This window comes from Cupriavidus sp. FW305-26 (genome assembly GCF_058787975.1).
This window is the reverse complement of the sequence record NZ_JBYTAH010000023.1, coordinates 42,118-67,773: the sequence shown is the minus strand read 5'-3', so window position 1 is coordinate 67,773 and position 25,656 is coordinate 42,118. Positions and strand designations below refer to the sequence as shown.

General features: G+C 69.0%; 25 protein-coding genes. 5 read left to right on the top strand and 20 right to left on the bottom strand.

Annotated features, from left to right (window positions below; genetic code table 11):
• Positions 1 to 11: 11 nt before the first annotated feature.
• The 7 genes from AC3WQZ_RS15060 to AC3WQZ_RS15030 all read right to left on the bottom strand — a co-directional run bounded on the left by AC3WQZ_RS15060 (position 12) and on the right by AC3WQZ_RS15030 (position 6,870).
• Positions 12 to 1,094, bottom strand: coding sequence for an NAD(P)H-dependent flavin oxidoreductase (locus AC3WQZ_RS15060; RefSeq protein ID WP_492293960.1), 1,083 nt, complete (start codon positions 1,092 to 1,094; stop codon positions 12 to 14).
• Positions 1,091 to 1,978: an enoyl-CoA hydratase gene (locus tag AC3WQZ_RS15055; protein ID WP_010813979.1), complete on the bottom strand. Its 888-nt coding sequence runs from the start codon at positions 1,976 to 1,978 to the stop codon at positions 1,091 to 1,093. Before AC3WQZ_RS15055 ends, AC3WQZ_RS15060 begins: the two co-directional genes overlap by 4 nt.
• A gap of 7 nt (positions 1,979 to 1,985) precedes the next feature.
• Entirely contained in the window at positions 1,986 to 2,786 is an 801-nt protein-coding gene (locus tag AC3WQZ_RS15050; protein WP_439672490.1) for a CoA-transferase subunit beta, read from the bottom strand.
• A 23-nt stretch (positions 2,787 to 2,809) separates the two neighbouring features.
• A complete protein-coding gene (locus AC3WQZ_RS15045; protein WP_439672489.1) occupies positions 2,810 to 3,700 on the bottom strand; it encodes a CoA transferase subunit A in 891 nt (296 codons plus the stop codon).
• Positions 3,701 to 3,707: 7 nt separating this feature from the next.
• Positions 3,708 to 4,604 carry a VOC family protein gene (locus AC3WQZ_RS15040; protein ID WP_439672488.1) on the bottom strand — a complete coding sequence of 299 codons (897 nt, stop codon included), beginning with the start codon at positions 4,602 to 4,604 and terminating at the stop codon, positions 3,708 to 3,710.
• Positions 4,605 to 4,709: 105 nt separating this feature from the next.
• Positions 4,710 to 5,426, bottom strand: coding sequence for an EthD domain-containing protein (locus AC3WQZ_RS15035; RefSeq protein ID WP_010813983.1), 717 nt, complete (start codon positions 5,424 to 5,426; stop codon positions 4,710 to 4,712).
• A gap of 256 nt (positions 5,427 to 5,682) precedes the next feature.
• Positions 5,683 to 6,870 carry a helix-turn-helix transcriptional regulator gene (locus AC3WQZ_RS15030; RefSeq protein ID WP_010813984.1) on the bottom strand — a complete coding sequence of 396 codons (1,188 nt, stop codon included), beginning with the start codon at positions 6,868 to 6,870 and terminating at the stop codon, positions 5,683 to 5,685.
• A gap of 232 nt (positions 6,871 to 7,102) precedes the next feature.
• Here AC3WQZ_RS15030 and AC3WQZ_RS15025 point away from each other — a divergent pair, with 232 nt between their 5' ends.
• Both AC3WQZ_RS15025 and AC3WQZ_RS15020 read left to right on the top strand, forming a co-directional pair.
• On the top strand, positions 7,103 to 7,933 hold the full coding sequence (locus AC3WQZ_RS15025) for an SDR family NAD(P)-dependent oxidoreductase (RefSeq protein WP_454750741.1): 831 nt from the start codon (positions 7,103 to 7,105) through the stop codon (positions 7,931 to 7,933).
• A 43-nt stretch (positions 7,934 to 7,976) separates the two neighbouring features.
• Positions 7,977 to 8,876 (top strand): NAD-dependent epimerase/dehydratase family protein, encoded by a 900-nt coding sequence (locus AC3WQZ_RS15020; protein ID WP_439669749.1) that lies wholly within the window; start codon positions 7,977 to 7,979, stop codon positions 8,874 to 8,876.
• Positions 8,877 to 8,930: 54 nt separating this feature from the next.
• On the opposite strand, the gene AC3WQZ_RS15015 is transcribed toward AC3WQZ_RS15020, so the two are convergent.
• From AC3WQZ_RS15015 to AC3WQZ_RS15005, 3 genes are read right to left on the bottom strand one after another with little or no spacing between them, the layout of a single operon-like run.
• On the bottom strand, positions 8,931 to 9,689 hold the full coding sequence (locus AC3WQZ_RS15015; RefSeq protein ID WP_010813987.1) for a glucose 1-dehydrogenase: 759 nt from the start codon (positions 9,687 to 9,689) through the stop codon (positions 8,931 to 8,933).
• 25 nt (positions 9,690 to 9,714) lie between these two features.
• Positions 9,715 to 10,572: an SDR family NAD(P)-dependent oxidoreductase gene (locus tag AC3WQZ_RS15010; protein ID WP_492300807.1), complete on the bottom strand. Its 858-nt coding sequence runs from the start codon at positions 10,570 to 10,572 to the stop codon at positions 9,715 to 9,717.
• On the bottom strand, positions 10,569 to 10,988 hold the full coding sequence (locus AC3WQZ_RS15005) for a nuclear transport factor 2 family protein (RefSeq protein WP_492293954.1): 420 nt from the start codon (positions 10,986 to 10,988) through the stop codon (positions 10,569 to 10,571). Before AC3WQZ_RS15005 ends, AC3WQZ_RS15010 begins: the two co-directional genes overlap by 4 nt.
• A gap of 205 nt (positions 10,989 to 11,193) precedes the next feature.
• Between AC3WQZ_RS15005 and AC3WQZ_RS15000 the strand changes: the two genes are divergently transcribed.
• Entirely contained in the window at positions 11,194 to 12,060 is an 867-nt protein-coding gene (locus tag AC3WQZ_RS15000) for an SDR family NAD(P)-dependent oxidoreductase (RefSeq protein WP_454750744.1), read from the top strand.
• 96 nt (positions 12,061 to 12,156) lie between these two features.
• Here AC3WQZ_RS15000 and AC3WQZ_RS14995 read toward each other — a convergent pair whose 3' ends face one another.
• The 9 genes from AC3WQZ_RS14995 to AC3WQZ_RS14955 all read right to left on the bottom strand — a co-directional run bounded on the left by AC3WQZ_RS14995 (position 12,157) and on the right by AC3WQZ_RS14955 (position 22,672).
• On the bottom strand, positions 12,157 to 12,621 hold the full coding sequence (locus tag AC3WQZ_RS14995) for a nuclear transport factor 2 family protein (RefSeq protein ID WP_010813991.1): 465 nt from the start codon (positions 12,619 to 12,621) through the stop codon (positions 12,157 to 12,159).
• Positions 12,621 to 14,261 (bottom strand): FadD3 family acyl-CoA ligase, encoded by a 1,641-nt coding sequence (locus AC3WQZ_RS14990; protein WP_454750745.1) that lies wholly within the window; start codon positions 14,259 to 14,261, stop codon positions 12,621 to 12,623. The genes AC3WQZ_RS14995 and AC3WQZ_RS14990 overlap by 1 nt, the downstream gene beginning before the upstream one ends.
• 1 nt (position 14,262) lies before the next feature.
• The gene (locus AC3WQZ_RS14985; protein ID WP_010813993.1) at positions 14,263 to 15,330 is read right to left on the bottom strand and encodes a ferredoxin--NADP reductase; all 1,068 of its coding nucleotides are present in this window, start codon (positions 15,328 to 15,330) and stop codon (positions 14,263 to 14,265) included.
• Between the two features lie 28 nt (positions 15,331 to 15,358).
• Positions 15,359 to 16,123 carry an SDR family oxidoreductase gene (locus AC3WQZ_RS14980; RefSeq protein WP_010813994.1) on the bottom strand — a complete coding sequence of 255 codons (765 nt, stop codon included), beginning with the start codon at positions 16,121 to 16,123 and terminating at the stop codon, positions 15,359 to 15,361.
• Positions 16,107 to 17,813, bottom strand: coding sequence for an FAD-binding protein (locus tag AC3WQZ_RS14975; protein WP_492300805.1), 1,707 nt, complete (start codon positions 17,811 to 17,813; stop codon positions 16,107 to 16,109). Before AC3WQZ_RS14975 ends, AC3WQZ_RS14980 begins: the two co-directional genes overlap by 17 nt.
• A gap of 19 nt (positions 17,814 to 17,832) precedes the next feature.
• Positions 17,833 to 18,357 carry a flavin reductase family protein gene (locus AC3WQZ_RS14970; protein ID WP_010813996.1) on the bottom strand — a complete coding sequence of 175 codons (525 nt, stop codon included), beginning with the start codon at positions 18,355 to 18,357 and terminating at the stop codon, positions 17,833 to 17,835.
• Complete coding sequence (locus AC3WQZ_RS14965; RefSeq protein WP_037025771.1) at positions 18,354 to 20,108, bottom strand: FAD-dependent oxidoreductase; 1,755 nt, start codon at positions 20,106 to 20,108, stop codon at positions 18,354 to 18,356. Before AC3WQZ_RS14965 ends, AC3WQZ_RS14970 begins: the two co-directional genes overlap by 4 nt.
• A 25-nt stretch (positions 20,109 to 20,133) precedes the next feature.
• The gene (locus tag AC3WQZ_RS14960; RefSeq protein WP_011616718.1) at positions 20,134 to 21,327 is read right to left on the bottom strand and encodes an acyl-CoA dehydrogenase family protein; all 1,194 of its coding nucleotides are present in this window, start codon (positions 21,325 to 21,327) and stop codon (positions 20,134 to 20,136) included.
• A 193-nt stretch (positions 21,328 to 21,520) separates the two neighbouring features.
• Positions 21,521 to 22,672 (bottom strand): LLM class flavin-dependent oxidoreductase, encoded by a 1,152-nt coding sequence (locus tag AC3WQZ_RS14955; protein ID WP_011616717.1) that lies wholly within the window; start codon positions 22,670 to 22,672, stop codon positions 21,521 to 21,523.
• Positions 22,673 to 22,883: 211 nt separating this feature from the next.
• Here AC3WQZ_RS14955 and AC3WQZ_RS14950 point away from each other — a divergent pair, with 211 nt between their 5' ends.
• Positions 22,884 to 23,228, top strand: coding sequence for a VOC family protein (locus AC3WQZ_RS14950; RefSeq protein WP_010814000.1), 345 nt, complete (start codon positions 22,884 to 22,886; stop codon positions 23,226 to 23,228).
• 15 nt (positions 23,229 to 23,243) lie between these two features.
• On the opposite strand, the gene AC3WQZ_RS14945 is transcribed toward AC3WQZ_RS14950, so the two are convergent.
• Positions 23,244 to 24,428, bottom strand: coding sequence for a helix-turn-helix transcriptional regulator (locus tag AC3WQZ_RS14945; RefSeq protein WP_010814001.1), 1,185 nt, complete (start codon positions 24,426 to 24,428; stop codon positions 23,244 to 23,246).
• 402 nt (positions 24,429 to 24,830) lie between these two features.
• Here AC3WQZ_RS14945 and AC3WQZ_RS14940 point away from each other — a divergent pair, with 402 nt between their 5' ends.
• Positions 24,831 to 25,640, top strand: coding sequence for an SDR family NAD(P)-dependent oxidoreductase (locus AC3WQZ_RS14940; protein WP_492300813.1), 810 nt, complete (start codon positions 24,831 to 24,833; stop codon positions 25,638 to 25,640).
• Positions 25,641 to 25,656: the final 16 nt, after the last annotated feature.

The following is a 25,656-nucleotide window of genomic DNA, read 5'->3' as shown; positions in this document are numbered from 1 at the left end:
CTGTCTGTGGGTCAGGCCGCTGCAGCCAGTCCGGCGCCAGCCAGCGCCGCCAGGCGCGCCTGTGCCAGCGCGGCCATGCCGGCCACGATCTGCTCGCAGGATTCGATGGCCCGGATCGCCGCGGCGGCCTGGCCGCTGGGCAGCACGCCTTCATCGGGGCATCCCTCGACCATCGCGCGCTGGATCAGCACCGGCGCGTTGGCGGCCATCAGGGTCTGGGCGGCGCTGTAGTCCTGCTCGCGCATCGCGCGCCAGGCGGTGGCCAGCATCTGCGCGCTGCGCATGCCGGTACGCGCCTGCCACTTGCGCGCGGCCGCCAGCGCCAGCCAGGTGCGCCGCAGCGGACCGGCCTTCTCCAGCGCCAGCAGCAGGTCGTTGTCGATCATTCGCTGCGGCAGGCCGTCAATGGCCAGCGATACGCGGATGCTGGCCGGGTCGCGCACCTTGACGTAACGCTCCAGCGTTGGCGCCGGCACCGGCGATTCGGCCGACATCAGGAAGCGCGTGCCCATGGCCACGCCGGCCGCGCCGTAGGCCAGTGCCGCGGCCAGTCCGCGGCCGTCGAAGAAGCCGCCGGCGGCCACCACCGGCACGCTCACGCTGTCCAGCACCTGCGGCAGCAGCAGCGTGGTCGGCGTGCCGCCGGTATGGCCGCCGCCCTCGCCGCCCTGCACGGTGACCACGTCCGCACCCAGTTCCACGGCCTTGGCCGCATGCTTGGCCGCGCCCACGGTCGGCATGCAGACCACGCCGGCCGCCTTGAGCTTGCCGATCATCTTCGCGTCCGGGCCACGCCCGTAGCTGACGGCGCGCAGCCGGTGGCGGATCGCCATCTCGATCACTTCATCCGCGTTGGGCTGGAACATGTGGAAGTTGATGCCGAAGGGCCGGTCGCTGAGCGCCTTCACGCGCAGGATCTCGCGCTCGACCTCGCCGGGCGCAATGGTGGCGCCGGCCAGGAAGCCGAAGGCCCCGGCATTGCCGCTGGCCGCGACCAGCTTCGCATCCGCCACCCAGCCCATCGCCGTCTGCACGATGGGGTAGCGGCAGCCCAGCAGGTCGCACAGCACGGTGTGCAGGCTCGCGGGGCTCATGCCTTGTCCTCGCCGGTGCGTTGCGAAGCGGCCATGGCGCGCGCGTCATAGCCGCCGAGCTTGTCGCCGCTGACCAGCTCGTTGTGCGCATGGGCGAAGTGGTGCCAGGCAAACACCGCATCCATCGCGGTGCGCTTGCCCTGCAGGTCTTCCACATGGTTGACCGCCTGCTTGGTCAGCGTCAGGCCCAGCCGCGGCATCTGCGCGACCTTGGCGGCCATGCCGTAGACGGTGTCTTCCAGCGCGTCGCGCGGCACCACGCGGTTGACCATGCCCATGCGCTCGGCGCGTTCGGCGCCCATGCGCTCGCCCAGGAACAGGAACTCCTTGGCGATGCGCGGATGCAGCTCGTAGGGATGCGCGAAGTACTCGACGCCGGGAATGCCCATGCGCACCACCGGATCGGCAAAGAAGGCATCGTCCGACGCCACGATCAGGTCGCATACCCATGCCAGCATCAACCCGCCGGCGATGCAGGCGCCATGCACCATGGCGATGGTCGGCTTGGGCAGCTCGCGCCAGCGCCGGCACATGCCCAGGTAGACCTCCTGCTCGCGGGCATAGAGAAACTCGCCGCCCGGCTTGTTGACATGGTCATACCAGAGCGAGGCACGCTCGAACGACTCGTTGATGTCGCGCCCCGGCGTGCCGATGTCGTGCCCGGCCGAGAAATGCTTGCCAGCGCCGCGCAGCACGATCACCTTGACCGCGTCGTCCGCGGCGGCGCGCCGGTAGGCCTCGTCCAGCGCGTAGGTCATCTTTGAGTTCTGCGCGTTGTGGAACTGCGGCCGGTTCATGGTCACGGTGGCAATGCCGTCCGCGACCTGGTAGAGCACCTCGGCATTGGGGCCAAGGCTGATGGCTTCGGTAGCTGGCGTTGTCATGTCGGCCTCACACGCGTCCGGAAGGATTGCCGCGCACGATGGCCGCGCGCAGGTTGTGCGGATCAAGCTGGGCGATCAGCCGCAGCTCTTCCGGTGTCGGCGGCGCCGTCTCCGGCAGGGCCTCGCCGGGTGTATTCGCCAGCGCAAAGCCCGTGGCCGCCTGCACCTGGTCGAAGCTCGCCCCCGGGTGCAGCGAGCGCACGCGGATGGCATGGTCAGCCCCCCCGAAATCCATCACGCACAGGTCGGTGACAATCACGCGCAGGTCAACGAAGCTGCGCATGCCCTCCAGCTGGCGGGCCGGGTTGTAGCCGGCGCTGCAGACCATGTCGACTTCACCGGCGACAAACGCGCGCGTGCTGTGGGCCGGCACGAAGAAGGAATTGGCGTGGTGGATGCTGTTGCCGGGAAAGCCGCGCGCGCCCAGCAGCTGGGTCCTGGGCTGCGCATGGGTGCCGCCCAGGCAGGAAATATTGGCCTGGCCGAAGCGGTCGATCTGTGTCGGCATCACCAGCGCATGGCGCCGCCCGCCCCACAGGCAGTCGAACACGCGCGAGTAGCCCATCCAGCCGCTGGCGCGCACCTTGTAGCCGGGCTCGCGCGGGCCCAGCGGCACCGGCGCTTCCACCAGGTAGGCCTCGCCGTCGGTCAGCAGCAGGCCCGGGTTGTGCGCAAGCCGCGCCAGGCCGGCGGCGATGCGCGGGCCGGTGCCGATGCCGGTGGCCAGCACCTCGCCGTCGTCGCGCCATTCGCGGGCGGCGGCGGCAATCATCAGCTCGGCGCGGGTGAATTCATAAGTGGCGCTCACGGTCGCTCCTTGGGTTGGCGGGTTCAAAGTACCGGCAGCGGCAGGTCGTGCACGTGGCCAAGGCCGCCGATGCGCTCCAGGTAGGCCGCTTCGCTCGCGCCCACCACCTCGTCGCGGTAGGCACGGAAGCCGTCCTCGGCCTCGGCGCCGGCGCAGTACGCCTTCAGCGCGGGCAGGTCCCAGCCGTAGGCCGGCGCGCAGGAAGTGGGATGGGCGCCGCCGGGTGCGTGCACCACGCCGCTTACCAGCGAGCGCTCGAAGGCGTTGTTGCGCGCGCGCGCCAGGTCTTCATCCTCCAGGCGCAGGTGCAACGTTTCGCAGCTCACATAGCAGCGGTGCGCGGCACGTGCGAACCATTCATCGAAGAACGGATCGGGCCCGTCGATGCGGGTGTTGCCGAGCACATCGCTGTCGTTCACGTGCAGCAGCGCGGCATCGAGCTCGATCGCCGGCATCGCCACCAGCACTTCGCCATCGGCATAGGGCGAACGCACCGTCCTCAGCTGGGGGTTCATGTCCAGCACGTCGGTGCCCAGCGCGGCGCGCGTCGGCAGGAACGGCAGGCGCGCGGCCGCGGCGCGCAGGCCCAGCTGCAGCATGCCTTCGTCAAGCTCCGTCACTTCCAGCACGCCGCGCTCGCGCGCCTGGCGGAAGTAGGGCTCGAGCGGAATCACGTCGAGCGAGACGAAGCCGAACACCAGCCGGCGCACCTTGCCGGCCGCGCACAGCATGCCCACCTCGGGGCCGCCGTAGGCGACCACGGTCAGGTCCTTCAGCGGCGAGCGCAGGATCTCGCGCACCAGCGCCATCGGCTTGCGGCGCGGGCCCCACCCACCGATGCCGATGGTCATGCCGTCGGCGAGCTGGCCGACCACGTCGGCCGCGCTCATGGTCTTGTCGATTGTCTTGGTCATGATGTGTTTAGCGGTATCCGATGCTGAAGTCGTGTCCCCACAGGCTGACGCGCGTGGCCTCGTAGGCGGCGTGGTGGCTCCAGTCCACCTCCAGGCCGCCGTGGCCGAACTCGAGGTCGAAGCCGCCGGGGGTCTTCATGTAGAAGGAAGTCATGCGGTCATTGCAGTGCTGGCCCAGCGTGGCCGAGAGCTTCACGCCGTGCTGCTGCGCGCGGTCCAGCGCGCGGCCCACCTCGGCCATGTCCGGAACCTCGGCCATCACGTGGATGCAGCCCGCTTCCGACGGCATCTCGAAGATCGCCAGGCTGTGGTGGCGGGCGTTGCCGCAATGCAGGAAGTGGATGCGCTTTTCCGGTTCGGCCGGGTCATTGGTAAAGCGCACGCGGAAGATGTCGGACAAACCGAAACCCATCACCTCGCACAGGAAGGCATAGGTCTCGTCGAAGGCCGGCGCGGGCAGGACCGCATGGCCCGCCCCCATCGGGTCAGTGACGAAGCGCGGCACGCCCACCGGCGAGATAAAGCGCAGGAAGTCCGAGCGCATGCCCCAGGAGATCTCATGGCGGTTGCCCGAGGGATCGGCAAACCAGGCCATGGCCTGCACACGGCGCTGTGCCAGTTCCGCGGCGCTGGCGTGCACGACCTCCACCTTGGCCTGGCGCAGCGTGTCGAGCGCATGGCGGTAGGCCGGCTCGTCGGCCAGCTCCCAGCCCGATGCCAGGTAGCGGTCGCGCGCGCCCGGCACCGCCAGGTAGCGGTAGTCGCGCTCATCCATCTTTACGTACAGCGCACCGCCCGGGGCGCCGGAACAGGCCATGCCCAGCACCTGTTCGGCATAGTGCCGCCATTGCCCCAGGTCGGTGGACTCGACCACGATGTAGCCAAGCGCACGGATATCCAACATGCCGGTCTCCTCAGGTTCGTTGCCACTGCTGGCTGATGGGACCATTCTTCCGTGCGCTGCGGCCCGGCACATCGTCCAGTGGGACTAGCCGGTCCGGCGCGGGCGTCAGGCCGCTGCCGGGCGCACGAGGTACTGGCTGGTGGGAATCACGTCGATCTTGTCGAAGTCGATGAAGCGCTGGCAGCTTTCCATCATGGCCTGCAGGTTGCGCTGGAACTTGTCTTCGTCGCCGGCCGCGTCGAAGAACGCCTGCGGGTCGGTCATCGCCGCATCGGGGAAGCCCTCTTCGACAATGGCGTCGTAGTGCGGCGCGGCGTAGGTGAGCGGCCGCACCACCACGTTCTGCACGTAGAGGAAGTTGTCCTGGGTCTCGACCGCCACCGGCGTGTGGTGGTTGTGCCAGATGTCCAGCCAGGCCTGCGGCGTAAGCCGGGGCGGCCGGGTAAGGAAGGCAAGCTGCGCGAAGCCGGGCGTGCGTTCGCCGGGCGCGGCCGGGAAACGTGTATTGCGGATGGGCTGGGACTCCGTCACAAGGTAGCCGGCCATGCGGCCCACGGCGGCCGCGATCGCCTGGTCGAACGGCTGCCGCAGGCGGTCGATGGCGCTGTCCATCCAGACCGAGACCAGCCCGTCCATCTGCGGGCGGGTATTCGCCTGGCGCAGGCCCGCGGCCGGCAACACCGCGTCATCGGCCACGTTCACCTGCAGTCCGCGCGCGCCCAGCGCCAATAGCTTGTCCGCAAGCGTCGTGCGCAGCCGGCGCGCGAACTCCCCCGGCTCGGTCTGAGAATCGCGCCAGACGATATAGATGACTTTTTCCATGCTCCACGCTCCCTGGTACAGGTGCCGGCCGGGGCCGGACAGGTTGATGCGTGCGCGGAACAGGACCAAGCGCGGACAGCACGCGTCGCTGCGTCCGTCTGAGGTGCCATCCGTGTGCCGCGCCCGCTTGTCGGATGCATGCTAGGGGCGCGCATGGCGGGACTCATCCTCCATTCGGACTAGGAGAACCGATCGTCGGGCCACGAGGGAGTTACGCGTGCCCTGGAACACGCGTGCGTGGATGACGCCCTGGCGCTCAGCCGAGCGTCACCACACTGCTCAGCAGCATGCGCACCAGCGTGGCCTGCCGCGTGACCCCGGTCTTGGAGAAGATCGCGCGCAGGTGGGCGCGCGCCGTGTTCTTGCTGGTGCCCAGCGCCTCGGCGGCTTCGTCGAGCGTCATGCCGTCGGCAAGCACCAGCGCCAGCGCGGTCTCGGCGGGCGTGAGGTCGAACAGCTTGCGCACCACCTCGTGCGAGGCGCGCGACTTGCGCTCGGGATCGCGGATAAAGACCGCGCAGGCCGGGCGATGGCGGTGGTCTTCGGACCATTCGCTGAGCGGAATGGTGCGGATCAGCACGCCCAGCTTGCCGCGCCCCGAGGGGCGGGTGATCGACATGGCTTCGGCCAGCGCCGGCGCGCTGCCGTGATGCCCCATCTGGGCGCGGCGCAGCAGGTACTGGAACTTGCGGCTTTCCTGTGCGTAGGCGATCTCGAAGTTGGCGCCGTTGAGGCGGATGCCGTCGTTCTCCGCCAGGATCTCGTCGGCTTCCGCATTCTTCTTCAGGATTGCACCGGCTGCGTCGAGGATGACCATGCCCACCAGCATGCGGTCGATCGCGCCCGCATAGAGGCTGCGCTCCGATTCGACCACATCCAGCCTGGAATGCAGCCGGACCGCGCGCCTCAGGTGCGGCAGGATGGTGGCGCACGCCGCCTTGTCCACCTCGGAGAAGTCCTGCGCGTCGTGCTGGCGGCAGACGCGCAGCCGGCACTCGACCCCGTCTTCGGTGCGGATGTCGGCGCCCAGCAGGTAGCGCACGCCAAGCGGCTGCAGGAACTGCCGGTAGATCTCGCTGCGGCACCAGTTGCCGGCGCCCATCGCTTCGTCGACCGTCACGGCCCGGTCCGTGGGCAGGTTGATAAAGGGATCGATGGCGTAGTAGTAGGTGTTGTACGACGCCTCGGCCTCCAGCGAAGTGCCGTCCTGCGACGCGTGCACCGCGATGCCACTGCGGTCGCTCGCGGGCGAGCGCAGGATGAAGCTCACATAGCTGGCACCAAGTTGCTTGCGCAGCATTTCCAGCGCGCGGCCCCAGGGCACGGGTTCCATCGGCCCTTCGTAGACCGCCGCCAGCAGCGCGCTGAATTGCGGCAGGCTCAGTCCGGACTGCGCAAACCAGGGCGACGCCACCCCTTGCGCCTCAACGGTCGCCATCAACATTGTCTGTCTCCTGTTTCCTCGCCCCATGCATGGACTGGCCGGTGCTCTGCGGCACCTGGGCAGCGCAGATTATAGGGAGGCTGCCTGCCGATGTCCGGCGCGCGGCGCCCTTGTTCGCCCTGGTTTGCACCATCTAAGTGTTTTCCCTGACCTGCAATCGGACGATGCCGGTCCCGCCTGCCGCCGATCAAATGGCCGCACACCACAGGGCAACCGAAGGAGAACGACTCAGATGGATTTCACCGACAAGACCGTGCTGGTCACCGGCGGCGGCGCCGGCATCGGGCTCGCCACCGCGCAAGCCTTCCTGGAACAGGGTGCGCGCGTGGCGCTGATCGAGATCGAAGCACAGCGCGCCGGGCAAGCCCGGGAGTTGTTGAGCAAGCCCGGCACGGAAGTGCTGGTAGTACAGGGCGATGCCACCGATGCCGGCACCGTGCGCGAACTGGCTGCGCAGGTCGAACAGCGTTTCGGTGTGCTGGACGTGCTGGTCAACAACGTCGGCGATTTCCTGCGCATCGCCAAGCCGTTCGAGCACTATGCCGACGACGAGATCGCCAGCCTCTACGCCGCCAACCTGGGCCACGTCTTCACCGTCACGCGCGCCATGCTGCCGCTGCTGCGGCGCAGTGGCGCCGGCAGCATCGTCACGGTGTCGTCGATCGAGGCCTTCCGCGGCATTCCCTACTGCAGCGTCTACGGCGCCTTCAAGGCCGCCATCACCGGCTTCACGCAGAGCCTGGCGCTGGAGCTGGCGCCGGCGGGGATCCGCGTCAACCTGATCGCCCCCGAGACCACCGAAACGCCGCAGGTTCCGGTGTCGCAGATGGTCGCTGCGGAACACCAGCACCATATCCCGCGCTGGATTCCGCTGGGCCGCTTCGGCACGCCGCGCGACATTGCCGACGGCATCCTGTTCCTGGCCAGCGAGCGCGCGGCCTGGATCACCGGCACGGCGCTGCATGTCAATGGCGGCGCGCTGGCCGCGGCCGGCTGGTATCGCGACCCCAAGGGCGCGTGGACCAACATGCCGGTCATCGGCGGCAACGGCATGAACCTCTGATGGCCGCGCACCGCGGCCACACCACCCCACCAAGGAGACAAGCATGAAGATACTGATCGTCGGCGGCACCGGCATGATCGGGGGCCACGCGGCCCTGCACCTGCGCAGCCGCGGGCACGACGTCACCATCGCGGGGCGCAACCGCCCCGCGCCCGGCACGGCGCTGGGCGGGCTGGACTTCCTGCGCTGCGACTACATCGCCAACGACGTGCCGGCCGCGCAGCTCGGCGCCTTCGACGCGCTGGTCTTTGCCGCCGGCAACGATGTGCGTCACGTGCCGCCTGGCGGCGACGAGGCCGCACACTGGGAACGCGCCAACATCGAGGGCGTGCCGCGTTTCCTGCGCGCGGCGCGCGCTGCCGGGATCCGGGTCGCCGTCTACGTCGGCAGCTTCTACCCGCAGGCACAGCCGCAGCTGGCCGAGGACAACGCCTATATCCGCTCGCGCAAGCTGGCCGACGAAGGCGTTCGCGCGCTGGCCACCGATGCCTTCCGCGTGAGCAGCGTGAACGCGCCGTTCGTCGTGGGCACGGTGCCGGGCCTGATGGTGCCGATGTTCAAGGCCTATACCGACTACGCCCGCGGCAACTTTGCGCCGATGCCGGATTTCGCGCCGCCCGGCGGCGTCAACTTCATCTCGGCCACTTCGCTCTCGGAAGCGATCGAAGGCGCGCTGTTGCGCGGTGAAAACGGCAAGGCTTACCTGGTAGGGGACGAGAACCTGTCGTTCCAGGACTATTTCGGTGCCTTCTTCCGCGACGCGGGCCGCCCGGTGCCGCCTGTCATCGACCAGGAGCATCCGTTGCTGCCGGACTCGGCCATCTGCTTCGGCCGGGGCAACACGCTCTACTACGAGCCGGATGCGGCCGAAGCCGCCCTGCTCGGCTATCGCCGCCGCGACATCCTGCGCACGGTCGGCGAGATCGTGACGCAGTACAGCTAGCCGTACGCTGCGGCGGCCCGCGCAAGCAGAACGCCGCAGCCGGCCTTACAGGCTTTATAGCCCCGAGATCAACTGCGCGTTATCGATGCGCAATTCGGCGCCATTGATAAAGCGCGACGCGTCCGAAGCCAGGAACAGGACCAGGTTGGCCACATCCTCCGGCTGGCACATGCGTGCCATCGGGTCCGTACCGATACCAAGCGTGGCCGGATCCAGGTCCGGCACCAGCGCCTGCGTCATCGGCGTCCAGACGCCATCGGGATGGATCGAGTTGCAGCGGATCCGGTAGCCGTTCTGCTTGCAGTGCACGGCCACGCTGCGCGTCAGCGCGGTAACGGCGCCCTTGGCGCCGCTGTATGCGCACATCATGGGCAGCCCGCCCAGCGCCGCCACCGACGACATCACCACGATGGAGCCCCCGGCGGGGTTGCCCTTCATTGCCTGCACACCGAACCTGCAGCCCAGGAAATAGCCGTCGGCATTGACGCGCATGACCTGCCGCCAGCTGTCGAGCGAGGTTTCCTCGATTGACCCGAGCGGACAGATGGCCGCATTGTTGACCAGCACGTCGAGCCGGCCGAAGCGGTCCTGCGTGGCGGCCATGGCTTTGCGCCAGTCCTCCTCGCTGGCAATGTCGTGGCGCACGAACATGGCCGCATCCCCGATCTCGCGGGCCAGTGCCTGCCCGGCCTCCTGGTTGACATCGCTGATGACCACGCGCGCGCCTTCGGCCGCCAGCATCAGCGCGTCGGCGCGCCCTACCCCGCTGGCCGCGCCGGTGACCAGCGCAACCTTGTCCCTGACTTGATGCATCGTTTCTCTCCTTGAGTTGCCGGCTTCAGCCGGCTTCGGGAATCCTGCCGGCCAGCACGGCCTGCAGCGCGGCTTCGCCATACACCGCAGCCACGGTTTCATCGAGGATGGGATTGCCGCGCAGCTCGCTGCCACCGTCCACGGCGATGCTCTGGCCGGTCACCCAGCCCGATTCCGGCCCCGCCAGGTAGCGCACCGCACTGGCAATGTCGTCCGGTTCGCCGGCGCGGCCCAGCGGCATCTGCGCGACGAACTTGTCGAGGATGGCCGGGTTGTCGAACATCGGCCCGGTCGCGCCGGAGCGGGTTAGCCCCGGCCGCACCGCATTGACGCGGATGCCGCATCCCGCCAGCTCCTCGGCCGCGGCGCGCACGAACGCTTCCAGCCCCGCCTTGGCGGCGCAGTACGCCGACAGCCAGCGGCAGGTCATGCGCGCCGCGTTCGACGAGATACAGACGATGGTGCCGCCATGCGGTGCCATCAGCGGCGACGCGTGGCGCACCGCCAGGAATGCGCTGGCGATGTTCAGCTCCAGCTCCGCCATCAGCGAGGCCGCGTCATGCATCAGCAGCGGACAGAAGCCGCCCCCACCAACGGTCGCGACCACGATATCGAGGCGCCGCTGCAGCTCCCAGGCTTGCTGCAGCGCGGCCTGCACGTCATCCTCGCGGCAAGCGTCGCCGGCGCTGATTGCCACGGTGGCGCCGGCCACCTGCGCGCACAGGCTGCGCCGTGCCGCTTCCAGCGCTTCGCCCCGCCGCCCCATGAGGACCACCGTCGCGCCGTCGCGCAGCAGCGCCAGCGCGCTGGCCGCACCGATGCCGCCGGCGCCGCCGGTGACGAGGGCTGTCTTGCCTTCCAGTACACGGGTCGTCGTCATCATGCCCCTCGCAGCGGCAGGTCCTGCGTCCAGTCCACCACCAGCTCGCGCGCGGCAATGCGCCACTGGCCGTCGCGCCGCACGAAGCGGTCGTGGTAGCGGATGCCCCAGTCCAGCTTGCGCGGCACGCCGTCCTGTTCGTACAGGTGGTTGGCCACGCAATAGGTCTCGCCGGTCGCGGTATCGCCATCGACTTCGACCAGTTGCTGGTGCACGTGATGCTGCGTGGCGCTGTACTGGCCGAGCGATGCCATGCCGTCAGCAATCGCCTGCGCTCCGTCCATGCGGAAGCCCGGCCCGCTCAGCCATGCGTCCGCCGTGAACAGCGCTGCCAGTTTCGGGAAATCGCGCCGGTCCACCGCCTGCGCATAGCGGCAGGTCAGGGCATGGATGGCTTCCTTGCACTCCAGTTCAGACATGGCCAGTCTCACTCCTTGTTGTGACCGCCAGCGCCGCGATACGCCGCGCGGGCAGTCGTTGGGATGGGGACTATCGTCGGCCTTGCCGCGCCGGGGGCCATCGTCCGCGTGGAGTATCCGGACCGGGTATCGCTTAGTCCGAACGAAGGATGTCGCGATGCCGTGCCCGTTCCAAGCTTCGATGACATCAATGAAGGAGACACACATGAAGCAGGCGGAACAGGCCATCGTCGCCGTCGTCACGGGCGGCTCGCGCGGTGCCGGCAAGGGCATCGCACTGGCGCTCGGTGCGGCAGGCGCCACGGTGTACGTGACCGGACGCACCGAGCAGGAAGGCAGCGCGCCGCTGCCCGGCACCATCCACGCCACCGCACGCGAGATCGATGCGCTGGGCGGGCGCGGCATCGCGCTCGCGTGCGATCATCGCGACGATGCGCAGGTGGCGCGTCTGTTCGCGCGGGTGCGAGAGGAATCCGGTCGGATCGACATCCTGGTCAACAATGCGACCTTCCTGCACGACGAGCTCATCATGCCGGGGCCGTTCTGGCAGAAGCCACTGGAGATGGCCGGCATCCTCGACGTGGGCCTGCGCTCAGGCTACGTCGCCAGCTGGCATGCCGCGCCCATGATGGCCGCGCAGGGCCGCGGGCTGATCGTGTTCACCTCGTCATTCGGTGCCAACTGCTATATGCACGGTCCGGCCTACGGCGCGCAGAAGGCGGGCATCGACAAGTTTGCGCACGACATGGCGGTCGACCTGCGGCCCTACGGCGTCGCGGCGGTGTCGCTGTGGATGGGGCCGCTGCGCACTGCGCGCACACTGCGGGTATGGGAAAAGCATCCGGACAAGTACGCGGGCTTCGCGCCGGTGGCGGAGACGCCGGAGTTCACGGGGAGGATTATCGATGCGCTGTACCGCGACCCTGCGCTGATGGAAAAGTCCGGCCGGGTGTTGATTAGCGCCGAAGCGGCGCTGGCCTATGGCATCGTCGATTCGGAGGGGGTGCAGCCGCCGTCGTACCGGCAGGCACTGGGCGGGCCCCCGCCGGTGCATCCGGCGATTGTGGAATAGGAATTGGGCGCGCGCGAGCGTTGGAAATTGCCACCACCTCTCGCATGCGCACCCCTCTCCCGCAAGCGGGAAAGGGGTGCAAACAAGCGCGGCCTCCTACCCTCCCTGCGACACCAACCCCGTCGTGAACATCGTCGAGCGAATCAGCCACGCACCATCGATCCGCACATACTCATCCGCATAACGTCCCGTTAGAAAGGTACGCGAACCACTGGCATCATCCAGCGCCAGGTAGGCCAGATCCCAGCTGCCCTGCGCCAGATTGTCATCCAGCACACGGATATCCCCCTGCCCCGCAAAATGCATCTCCCGCAGCGTCGGCCGGCACGCCAGTTCCGCAAAGCACTGCACCAGTGCCTCGCGCCCGGCAAAGCTGCCGATCCGGTCATAGTGGATATGCGCGTTGTCCGGCACGAAACAGGCGCGCATCGCGTCAGGGTCCTTGTCATCGCAAGCGCGCAGGTAGCGCAGCTTGAGCGCGCGGATCGCCTCCGCGGCTTCCAGCCGCGCGACGCGGTCGGCAATGGCGGCAATGTCGGTCATGATCGGTTCCTTGTTCATCAGGCTTCACGCAACTGGTACTTCAACACCTTGCCTGCCGCGCTGACCGGCAGCGACGTCACGAACAGCACCTCGCGCGGCACCTTGTAGTTGGCCATGTGCCGGCGCGCCCAGGCGATCAGGGTTTCGGCCTCCACGCGCGCGCCGTGGCGCAGCACCACGTAGGCACGCCCCACTTCACCGAGCCGCTCGTGCGGGATGCCCACTACCGCCACCTGGGCCACGGCCGGATGCGCCACCAGCAGCTTCTCCACCTCCGCCGGATAGCAGTTGAAGCCGCCCACGATAAACATGTCCTTGATGCGGTCGGTGATGCGCAGGTAGCCGCGCGCATCGAGCGTGCCGACATCGCCGGTATGCAGCCAGCCTTCGCTGTCGATGGCTTCGGCGGTGGCTTCGGGCAGGCCGAAGTAGCCCTGCATCACGTTGTAGCCGCGCACCAGCACCTCGCCCGCCTCGCCGGTGGCGGCCGGCTGCCCCTGCCCATCGATGCAGCGGATCTCGATGCCCGGCATGGCGCGGCCGGAGGTGGCGGCGACGGTTTCGGCGTCGTCGCCGGCGCGGGTCAGCGTGGCAAAGCCGCACGACTCGGTCAGGCCGTAGCCGGTGATGATGGTGTCGAAGCCCAGTTCGTCGCGCATGCGCTGGATCAGCGCGGGCGCGATCGCCGAGGCACCGGTCACCGCGACACGCAGCGACGACAGGTCGAACTCACGCAGGCGCGGCGCGTTAAGCAGGGTCTGGTAGAGCGTCGGCGGCCCGGGCAGCACCGTGATGCGCTCGTTCTCCACGCGCGTCATCACGGCCTCGGCGTCGAACACCAGGTGGGGCAGCACCGTGGCCCCGCGCGACAGCGCGGCGAGCCATCCGGCCTTGTAGCCAAAGGTATGGAAGAACGGATTGACGATCAGGTAGCGGTCGCCCGGCCGCACCCCGGTGATGGCGGCCCAGCCGTCGACGGCACGCAGGTTCTGCGCGTGGGCGGTCATCACGCCCTTGGGACGCCCGGTGGTGCCCGAGGTGAACATGATGTCCATCAGCGTGTCGCCGCGCACCCCGTCCTCGCGCTTGGCGAACGCCGCCATGTCCGCCTGTGGCGCCAGCGCGAGGAAGGCTTCCCAGGCCAGCTCGTCGGGGCCGGGCGTCCGGCCCTGCCCGGGGCGCAGGATCACCAGCCGCTCCAGCGTGGCGGGGCGGTGTGGCGCCAGCATCTGCGGATAGCTTTCGCCGAGGAAAGCGTCGACGCAGAGCAGCAGGCGCGCGCCGCTGTCGGCCAGCACGGCGCCGGCCTCGGCCCCCTTCATGCGCGTGTTGAGCGGCACCAGCGCCGCGCCTATGCTGTGCGTGGCCAGCGCCGCGATGATCCATTCGGAGAAGTTCGGCGCCCAGACGGCAACCCGGTCGCCGGGCTGCACGCCCAGCGCCATCAGCGCCCGGGCCGCCTGTATCCGGCTGGCGTCGAGCGCGGCGTAGGTGAGGCGCAGCCCGTCTTCCTGGATGGCGATGCGCTCGCCGTGGCGCCTGGCCGCGCGCCGCACCAGCTCGGGAATGGTCGCGGCAATGTCGTCGTTGGCGGCGGCGAGGTCGAGGTCGAGGCCGGCCGGTGCCGCAATGGCGTCGATGATGTCAGATGGGGTCATGTCAATCCGGGAACTTCAGGTGGATTTCGGCGCTGGACGGGCGGGCCTGGCAAGCCAGGGTCCAGCCCGCCTCCAGGTCGGCGCGGTCGAGCACATGGTTCTCGCCGAGCGTCACGTCGCCCTGCGTCACCTGGCACATGCAGGCGCCGCACAGCCCGGCGCGGCAGGAATTGGGCGCGGCCACGCCGGCGCGCTGCAACGCGTCGAGCACGGTTTCGTCCGGCGCCACGCCGACGTGGTGGATCTCGCCGTCGAGCTGCACGGTCAGTGCGGCGCCGCGCATCGCGGGCGCGGGCGATGCCGTGGCGGTGTCCCCCGCGCTGGCGGCCCCGCTTGCCGGTGCCTTGGCCGCCGGCACATCGGGCAAGGACACGAAGCGCTCGACGTGCAGTTGCCCGCGCGGCACCCCCAGGGCCTGAAGCGCGGCCTGGGCGCCGTCCATGAACGGGCCGGGCCCGCAGACAAAGCATTGCGCCATGCTCCACGGCCGCACCAGTTCCTCGATCTGGCGCTGCGTGGGCGGCCCCTGCACGCTGTCCAACCAGTGGATCACGCGCAGCCGGCCGGGGTGGTTGCGCGCCAGTTCCGCAAGCGCCTCGCGGAAGATGATGGAGCGCTCGTCGCGGTTGGCATAGACCAGCGTGACCGCGCCGCGCCCGTGGCGCAGCGCCGCCTTGGCGATCGACAGCACCGGGGTGATGCCGCTGCCGCCGGCCAGCAGCAGGAAATCGCCATGCAGCGCGGGCGGGGTGAACACCCCGGCGGGCGGCATCACCTCGACCGTATCGCCCGCGCCCAGGTGGTCGCAGATCCAGTTGGACACGCGCCCGCTCTGCACGCGCTTGATCGTCACGCGCAGGGCGTTGTCCACCTCAGGCGTGCTCGACAGCGAATAGCAGCGCTGCAGCGGCACGCCGTCCACGGGCACGCGCAGGGTCAGGAACTGCCCGGGACGGTAGGCAAACGCATCGCGCAGGCCGTCCGGCAGCGCGAATACCAGCGAATGCGCCTGGTCAGTTTCCGTGACGACTTCGGCGATCTGCAGCCGGTGGAATTGCACTGGCGCCATGATGTCCTTCTATTGCTTGAGGGCGGGGTCAGGCCACGCCCATGATGGTCTGCGCGTTGTCGATACGCAGTTCCGCACCGTTGATAAAGCGCGATTCGTCGGAGGCCAGGAACAGCACCAGGTTGGCCACGTCGCGCGGATGGCACATGCGCTGCATCGGCTCGGCGCCACCCACCTCCTCCGGCAGGGCCGTGGCACCGCCCGGCAGGAAGGCCGCGGTCATCGGCGTAAGGATGCCGTCCGGGTGGATCGAGTTGCAGCGGATCCGGTAGCCGCTCTGCTTGCAGTGCCCCGCCACCGCGCGCGTGAGCGCAGCCACCGCGCCCTTGCTCGCGCTGTAGGCGCAGAACGCGCCCATGCCGCCCAGCGCCGCCACCGACGACATATTGACGATGCTGCCGCCGCCCGCCTTCATCGCGGCCACGCCGTACTTGCAGCCGAGGAAGTAGCCGTCGGCATTGATGCGCATCACGCGCTGCCATTGCTCCAGCGTGGCGTCCTCGACCGAACCCAGCAACAGGATGGCGGCATTGTTGACCAGCACGCTGGGGGCGCCGAATTGCTTTTCGGTGCGCGCCATCACCTGCTGCCAGCCGGCTTCGCTGGCGATGTCATGCGGCACGAACAGCGCGGTCTCGCCGATCTCGCGCGCCAGCGCATGGCCCGCCTCCTCGTTGAGGTCGGTCAGCACCACGCGCGCGCCCTCGCGCGCCAGCAGCAGCGCGTCTTCCTTGCCGACGCCGCTGGCGGCCCCGGTGACGATGGCGATCTTTCCTTCAGTACGTTGGCTCATGGGTGGTCTCCTCGTTGGTGTGTGCCTGCCGGTCGCCGGCAGGCTGTCGTGTCAGATGGCGGCCCGCGTTGCGCCCCGACCAGATGCAGTCGGCAAGCGACAGGCCGCTTACGTAATGGTTGGATGCGATGCCAGCGGCAGTGCGGCCCACGGCGTAGAGCCCTGGAATGGGCGCCCCGCCAGCGGCGGCCAGTACACGGCCGCTGGACTCTTCCACCGACAATCCGCCCAGCGTGATGGCAGGGCACGGAAAGACGCGGCTGTTGGCCGAGATGTCGATGGCAAGCCACGGCCCGGTTTCGAGCGACGCGCACATCGGCGCCGATTTGCCGGCCGGATCGGGGATCTCGCCGCGGGCCGCGGCGTTATAGGCATCGACGGTGGCCCGCAGCGCCGCGCCGGGCATGCCCAGCTTGCCGGCAAGCGCTTCGAGGCTGGAGGCACGCCGCGCCCCCGCCAGCATCAGCAGCGCCGCGGGCAAGGCCTGGAAGGCCCACAGCCGGCCGCCCAGGCATTCACGCAGCGCGGCGCGCGCCAGTTCGCGGTTCAGGACCAGCCAGGCCCGCCCGCCATGCCGTTCGCAGATGGCGTGGCCAAGGGTGGCGCCGTAGGTTTCCTCGTTGCCGATGCGCGCGCCCTGCGCATCGACCACGCAGCCGCGCGCCCAGTCGAACGGCGGATTGATGAAGCGCCATGCCGAGACCCGCTCCAGGTGCCGCGTGGCCGCGCCCGCCGACTCACCAAGGCGGATGCCGCTGCCGTCGCAGCCGGTCGCGCCAAGGCGCCAGTTCTGCAGGTATTTGCCGGCGTGGCGCGCCACCATGGCGCGGTTGAAGATAAAGCCGCCGGTGGCCAGCACCACCGCGCCGGTGCGCACCGCGACCGGGCGCGCATGGCGCAGTTCCAGTTGCAGCACGCGCTCGCGCAACAGGTCGGCCAGCGCAGGCGCTACGTTGTGCAGGCGCTCGGCCAGGCGCGCCAGGCGGGCGTGGCGTTTCTGGTGGCGGCCCGGCGACAGCTGCCACAGCTCGATGCCGACGACCGCGCCGTCCTGGTCGAGAATCAGCCGCCTTGCCGCGGTCTGGCGCATCACCGTCACCTCCGGCCGGGCCTGCACGGCGGCGCGCAGCACGGCGTACAGCGTGCGGCCGGACATGCCGGGGCCTTTCACGCGGTGACCGCGCGGCGCGGGCGCGGCATGCTGCGCGTAGGCGGCGACCGCTTCGTTGCCGGAGTAGTAGAGGTAGTAGGGCTGCGCCGGATACGAGGTCTTGCGCGGCGGCACGGTGGCGGCAAAGCCCACGCCCAGGCCTTCAAGCCAGCCGATCATCTCGCGGCTGCGCTGACAGAATGCCTGCAGCGTGGCATCGCTGACGACCCCGCCCGTCTCCTGGCGCAGGTAGTCCGCCATCGCCTGCGGTGTATCGGCATAGCCCGCGGCAGACTGGTAGGGCGTGCCGCCGCCGGCGTAGACCACCCCGCCGCTCTTGGCGCTGGCGCCCCCGCCTTCGAAGCGTTCCGCAACGATCACGCGCGCGCCGCCATGCGCGGCCTCCAGCGCGGCGCAGGCCCCGGCGGCGCCGAAGCCCACCACCACGGCATCGCAGGCGGCCTGCCACGGGTGTGCGTCCGGATCGTCGAGGCGCAGCGGCGCGTGGACCGGCGTGGCGGAATCGGTCGGAGGGTACATGCTGGCTTGCGCTCCCGGCTTAGGCCGAACACAGTGCGCCAAGCGGCGCGGACGTGGTGTAGGCACCATCGACATAGACCAGCGGCGACACCTCGCCAGCCAGCTTTACCTCGCGCAGGCGTCCGATGAAGACCGCGTGCGTGCCGTAGTCGAAGCGGCCATCCTGCTGGCACACCAGGTTCGCCTGGGCATCGCGCAGGCACGGCACGCCGAGCAGATCGTCCTCCCACTCGCCACTGGTGAAGCGTTCCTCGCCCTTGAGCCGGCCGCTGCAATCCACTGCGATATCGCGGTGGTCGGCTGCCAGCAGGTTGATGCAGAAGTCCGCGCCGGCATCCAGCGGCGGGTAGATCGAAGAATTGCGGTTGATGCAGATCAGCAGCGAAGGCGGGTCCGCGGACAGCGAATCGACCGCGGTCACGGACATCGAATAGCGGCGCTCGCCATGGCGGCAGCTGATCACCGCCACCGAGCGCGCCATGCGGCGCATCGCCATCAGCATGTCTTCGCGCAGCGCGGTGCTGGGTTCGGGGTTGGCGCTCATAGGGCCTCCTGTACGGTTTGAGCATGGGGCGCGGCGGCAGGCTGGCGCGCGTTCTGAGAGAGCACGTCGGCAGCGATAAAGCCGAAGGTCATGGCCGGGCCCAGTGTCGAGCCCGCGCCGGGATAGCTGGTGCCCATCATCGAGGCACTGGTATTGCCGATGGCGAACAGCCCGGCAATGGCGCTGCCGTCGTCGCGCAGCACGCGCGCGCTGGCGTCCGTCACCAGGCCGCCCTTGGTGCCGATGTCGCCGGCATCGATGCGCACGGCGTAGAACGGCGCCTTGCCGATCGGCGCCAGGCACGGGTTGGGCCGCACTGCCGGGTCGCTGTAGTAGGTATCGAACAGGTTGTCGCCCTTGCCGAACTCCTCGTCCACGCCGGTGGCAGCATAGTGGTTCATGCGCGCCACGCTGTCGGCCAGGCCGCCGGCATCGACACCGATCCGCTGCGCCAGCTGCGCCAGCGAGTCGGCGCGCACCAGGATGCCGGACAGGCTTGCCGGAATGCCGCGGTCCGGCATGACCGAGCCGGGCAGGATCGGCCCGCACGGATATTTGTGGCGGAAGGCGGCGTCGAACACCATCCACGCCGGCACGCTGCTGCCGGTTTTCTCGTGGTCGCGGTACATGGCGGGAACGAACTCGGAATACGGCGCGGCCTCGTTGACGAAGCGCCGGCCCTGCCCGTTCACCACCAGGCAGCCGGGCATGGCGCGCTCGATAAAGAGCGCGCGCTGCTTTTCCTCGCCCTGCACATGCACGGTGGGTGCGCCCCAGACGTGGGACATCAGCGCCACGCCGGCGCCGGCGGCCTGGGCGGCGCGGATGCCGTCACCGGTGTTGTTGGGCGGGGTCGCGCTCCAGGCGGCCTGGGTCGGCTGCGGCAGGTACTGTTCGCGCATGGCCTGGTTGCGCTCGAAGCCGCCGGCGGCCAGGATCACGCCGCGCAGCGCGCGGATCTCCACCACGCGCCCGTCCTGCACCGCGCGCACGCCGCGCACGGTGCCATCCTCGACGATCAGGTCCTGCAGCGCGGTGTCGAGCCACAGCGGAATCGCGCGGTCCATCATGGCCCGCCGCAGGCCGCCGACCAGGCTGTTGCCGAGCGTGAGCCGGCGGTCGCGCCGGGTCTTGCGGCGCCAGCCCAGGTCCAGCCAGTAGCGGGCAAACTGGCGCACCGCCAGGCCCAGCCAGCCGGGCGCGCGGCACAGCAGCGCATGCGCCTCGGCCGAGGTCACGGCCACGCGCCCGCCCACCAGCGTGCCCGGCGACGGCGGCCGCAGCCGTGCGAATTCCTCGCGCAGCTGCGCGCCGTCGAACGGCATCGGGTCGAGCGCGCGGTAGCCCGGCATCGCGCCCGGAACCTTCTGGAAGTAGTCCGCGTAGCGCGGCAGCGTGTAGTAACGCACGCCGGCCTGCTGCTCCAGGTACTGGAGCATGCGGGGCGCCTGCTCAAGATAGGCGCGCACGCGCTGTGGATCGCCGTGCTCGCCGGCGCACGCCAGGATGTATTCCAGCGCCGTGGCGTAGTCGTCGCGCCCGCCCGCCGGCGCGATATGGTGGTTGAGCGGAATCCAGATGCCGCCGCCGGACACCGCCGAGGTGCCGCCGTACTGGCTGCTCTTTTCCAGCACCACCACCGACAGTCCGCGGTCCGCGGCGCGGCAGGCGGCCAGCATGCCGCCGGCGCCCGAGCCGACCACCACCACGTCGAACTCGCTGGGCTGCATGCGCGCTCTGCTCTGGCTCATATTGGATCTCCGTGCGGCGCGCGGCTCAAATGAAGAAGTCAGTGTTGGCGCGGCCCATCATCACGCCGCCCAGGTTCTGGCCGAAGCGGTCCAGGTTGTTGGCGTAGTGGGCGCGGGCCGCATGCAGGTCGAGGAAGCGGCGCACCATCGGGTTGCTGCGGTAGATGCCGTTGCCGCCGGCATAGCGCAGCAGGCCGTTGGCCAGCTGCGCGCAGCGCTCGGCCACTTGCGCGGACTGGTAGCGGAAATGCAGGCGGCGCGGGGTCTGCACCTGGCCGCCTTCACGCGCAACGGCCAGCAGCTCGTCGAAATTGCGCTCAAGGATGGTCCGCATCTCGTCGATGGCGACCTGCGCGTTGGCGCAAGCCATCTGCGCGCCGCCGTCTTCCGCGGTCTTTCCGCCACCGTTGCTGCTGACGCGGCCGTCGGCATAGGCGACAAAGTCATCGAGCGTGCCTTCCAGCGCGCCGATGCAGGCGGTGCACACCGCGCGCACGAAGATCTGCGCGAACGGCAGCCGGTACAGCGGAACGTCATTGACCGCCAGCCCCGGGCTGGTGCCCATGGCGCCATCGACGGCGCGGTGGGTGCGGTACTCGGGCACGAACACGTCCTCGACCACGATATCGTGGCTGCCGGTCGCGCGCAGGCCCAGCACATCCCAGTTGCGCACGATCTTGTAGTCGGAGCGCGGCAGCAGGAAGGTGCGGTAGTCATAGGCGCCGCCCGGCTCGGCCGGCGGCACCAGCCCGCCCAGGAAGATCCAGTCGCACAGTTCGCTGCCGCTGGAGAACTTCCAGTGGCCGGAGAAGCGATAGCCGTCTTCGACCGGCGTGACCTTGCCCACCGGCATATAGGTCGAGGCGATCAGCGTGGCAGGGTTGCTGCCCCACACTTCCTGCTGCGCGCGCTCGTCGAACAGTGCCAGCTGCCAGTTGTGCACGCCGACCACGCCATAGACCCAGGCGGTGGACATGCAGCCCTTGGCCAGCGCCATCTGGATGCGGAAGAAGGTCTGCGGATCGAGTTCGTAGCCGCCGTGGCGGCGGGGCTGCAGCACCTTGAAGAAGCCCGCGGCCTGCATGTCGGCAATGGTCTCGGCGGGAATGCGCGCTTCGGCCTCGGCCTGCGCGGCGCGCTCGGCCAGCACCGGAATCATCTGCTCGGCACGCGCGATCAGCCGTGCCGCCAGTTCCTTGGGATTGTTGTCGTGATGCACCGCGGTCTCCTTGTTGCTTGGTCTTGTAGCTGGCCTTGATGTTTGCACCGGTGGGGCCGGGTGCCATCGTCTGTTGGGACTAGCTATGTCGCGATTTGGTGAGTGGGACTTCGTGGATGCTCTGGCCCTCTCCCCCGGCCCCTCTCCCGCAAGCGGGAGAGGGGAGCAAACCCGCAGGCTTGCATAGCGCCGATCAAGCCAGCGCGCGCAGCTTCCGTCCCTGCTTGCGGAAGTGCGGGATCACGTGCTCGCCGATATTGCGGATGGTTTCCAGCTGCGCCCACTGCGGCACCGTGCCCATCTGGCAGATGAACAGGATCTCGTCGGCGCCGGAATCGATCAGGCGCTGCACGTAGCCGATACAGTCCTCGACGGTACCGTAGGCATGGTTGGGGTTGAGCATCATCATCGACGGGTCGCTGAAATCCACCGAGACCTTCTCTGAGGCGAACTTGGTGTTGATGACGGCCTTGCCCTGCGCGTCCGTGGCGGTGACATGCTCGTCGTCCCAGGTGGACGGGTCGGGCCGCTCGCCGCCGGCATACCAGTACGACAGCGACTCCATGAAATAACGCTGGCCCTTGATGCCGATCTTGCGCGCGGCCAGGCCGTCTTCCAGCACGATGGTCGGGCACAGCGCGGCCAGGTGCTGGTGCGGGCGGAAGCCCACCTGGTCCTCAGGCTTGCGGGTCTCCCACGCGGTACGGTAGATCTCGTTCTTTTTGGCGACATCCTCGGGGCCGCCAAAGCCAAGCACCAGCGCGCCCATGCCGCGCGCGCCGGCGCGCTGCAGCGTGTCGGCATTGGTGCAGGCCAGGTACATCAGCGGGTGCGGGTCCTGGCGCGGCTTGGGGTGGATCGGGCGGCGCGGGATCTTGATGAACTCGCCGTCGTGCTCGATCTCGTCCTGCGTCATGATCTTCGGGATCAGGTACATCGATTCGTCGATCATCGGGTGCAGGCTGTTCAGGTCGTAGCCGAAGGTGCCGGCCTCCTGCTGGGTGCCGCCCTTGCCCACGCCGAAGTGCACGCGGCCTCCGGACAGGATGTCCAGCGTGGCGATGCGCTCGGCCACCTTGACCGGATGGTTCATCGCCGGCGGCAGGCACACCACGCCGTGGCCGATGCCGATGCGCTGCGTGCGCCCGGCGACGAAGGCCAGGAAGGTTTCCGGCGCGCTCATGTGCGCATAGTTGGTCAGTGCGGTGTGCTCGACCGCCCAGACCACGTCAAAGCCCATGTCCTCGGCCAGCACCACCTGTTCCATGATTTCATCGAACACCTTGTGGTCGCCGGCACGCGAGGCATCGACGGTCTGGGCTTCATAGATCAGTGAAAAACGCATTGCAGTCCCCTTGTCTGGCATTGATGGTTCAGGACCGCCGCCGGGGCGCCGCCCGTTGCCGCGCCACCGGCCCGAAACGGCCTGTGTGATCGCAGTGTGGTCGGCGCAAGGCGTTGCAACATCGTCTGATTGGATTATGAACAGGACATGGAGCATCCCTATCATTGGCCGCGGGCATCACGCCCGCTTTCACCAGGAGGATCAGGACATCATGCAAGCCAGGCTGCTGCTTTACCCCGTCGCGGACATCGACACCGCGCTGCCGTTCTTCACGGAAGGACTCGGACTACCGGTGAAGTTTCGCGACGGAAACCGCTATTGCGCGCTCGACGCGGGCGCGCTGACGCTGGCGCTGGTGGCCGGCGAGGAACGCCTGGTGGACCAGCCCGCGCTGGCCTTCAAGGTGGATGAGGGTGACGATATCGCCGCGGCAATGGCGCGGCTGGTGGGTGCCGGTGCCGGCGTGACGCTGCCCGCGGCGCAGGGGCCGCATGAGACGCGCGCGGTGCTGGAAACGCCGGAAGGCTTTGCGCTGGTGCTCAGCGCAAAGCCCTGACGTGCGTTACGTGGTTTAGCCGAGAGAAATCACGCTGCTCAGCAGCATGCGCACCAGCGTGGCCTGCCGGGTCACGCCGGTCTTGGAGAAGATCGCGCGCAGGTGCGCGCGCGCCGTGTTCTTGCTGATGCCGAGCTCGTCCGCGGCCTCATCGAGCGTGAGCCCGTTGGCCAGCTGCAGCGCCAGCTGCGTCTCCGCCGGGGTGAAGTCGAACAGCTGGCGCACGACCTCGTGCGAGGCCTGCGAGCGCCGCTCGGGGTCGCGGATGAACACCACGCAGGCGGGGCGCTTGCGGTTGTCCTCGGACCACTCGCTGAGCGGGATGGTGCGGATCAGCACGCCCAGCCTGGCGCTGCCGGACGGGCGCGTGATCGACATCGCTTCCATCAGCGCCGGCGTGGTGCCGAGGTGGCCCATCATGGCCTGGCGCAGCAGGCGCTGGAACTTGCGGTTCTCCTGGCCGTATTCCACGTCCAGGCTGCCTTTGGCGACACGGATGCCATCCTTGGCGCCCAGGATTTCATCGGCGGCGGCATTGGTCTTGATGATGGTGCCGGACTCGTCCAGGATCACCATCCCGACCAGCATGCGGTCGATGGCGCTGGCATAGACGGTGCGCTCGGATTCAACCACGTCGATGCGCGAGTGCAGGTCCACCGCGCGCTTCAGGTGCGGCAGCAGCGCGGTGCACAGCGCCTTGTCCGCGGCGGAGAAGTCGCGTCCGTCATGCTCGCGGCACACGCGGAAGCGGCATTCGACGCCGTCATCGGTACGCAGGTCCGCGCCAAGGATGTAGCGGATGCCGATGTCCTTGAGGAACTGCTGGTAGAGCTCGCTCTGGCACCAGGCGCCGGGCCCGAGATGCTCATCGATGGTCACCACCCGGTCCGACGGCAGGCCGATGAACGGGTCGAGCGCGTAGTAGTAGTTGTTGTAGGAGGTCTCGCCCGGCAAGGTCGAGCCATGCTCGGACGCATTGATCATCAGCCCGGGCCGGTCCGTGGCCGGCGAGCGCAGGATCAGGGTGCAATAGTTGGCATTGAGCTGGCGGCGGATCTGTTCCAGTGCCTTGCCCCAGGGCACCTGCTCCATCGGGCCCTGGTAGATATTGCCCAGCAATGTGCTGAACTCCGACAGCGACACCGTCGCCTGCGCGAACAGGTGTGCGGCCGCCTGGTTCTGGCTAACCTCCATCAGCATTTTCCTCTGTCTCCATTGTGGCGTGCGCAGCGCTTCGGGCGTGCCGGGTCGGCGCTGGCCTGCTACGGGCTCTGTGGCCCTTTTTTGTGCCCTGATTATAGGGACGGCAAAGGGGTCGCGGCTTGCCCCCGCCTTCGTGGTTTGCCCTAGGCAAGACCGGCTGCACACGCTGGCCGGACTAGTCCTGCGGGACAGGCCAATCCTCACGCGCCGGCGGGCCGAACACATACTCCAAACAGACTAAGGACAGACCCGTCCCGGCCGTTCAAGGGCAAACCCCTACACGCCGTGTGATGCCACCCTGTCCTACCCAAACAGACGATGCCGTGCCGCCGCGCTGCCGCTACAAGTCAGCCATGCGCGGCGATCCCCGCCGCCTTCTTTTCACGGAGAACCATGACCATGGCGGCAAACCCGCGGCTGCAGGCCGCAGTGATCACCGGAGCGGCAAGCGGCATCGGCCGCGCGCTCGCGCAGGCGCTGGCAGCGCAAGGCTACGCGCTGGCGCTGGCCGATATCGACGCCGGCGCGCTTGAAGCGGTGCGCGAGGCGCTTGCCGGCCAGGGGGCGAACGTCATCGCCGTCCCCACCGATGTCTGCGACGCGCGGCAGATCGAGCACCTATGTGAAGAGAGCTTCCTGCGCCTGGGCCGTGTGGACCTGCTGGTCAACAACGCCGGCGTGCTCGTCACCGGCCGCTGCTGGGAGCTGCCGCCGGAAGTGTTCGACCACGTGATGCGCGTCAACCTGTGGAGCGTGCTGCACGCGCTGCGCTGCTTCGTGCCGCGCATGGCGGCACAAGGCGCCGGCCATATCGTCAACGTGGCCTCGATGGCCGGCCTGGCCGTGGGGCCGTGGCTGGCCCCCTACACGCTGTCCAAGCAAGCGGTGGTGGCGCTCAGCGAAGGGCTCGCGCTGGAGTTGCAGGCGGCGGGCCTGCCGCTGGGCGTGTCCGTGGTCTGCCCCGGTCCGGTGGCCACCGGCATCGCTGCCGGCCTCGACGGCGGCGGCGCGCAGGAGGTGGACCAGATGAACGGCGCGCTGCGCAGCGGCATTGCCGCCGGCATCACGCCGGACGCGGTCGCGCGCTTCATCCTGGACGGGGTCTCGGCCGGCCAGTTCTGGATCCTGCCGCACGAGCAGGCCGTGCATGCGGCGCTTGCGCGCGCGCAAGGCATTGCCGCCGGCACCGCGCCGGCGTTCGCGCTCTGACACCGATTTCCCCACC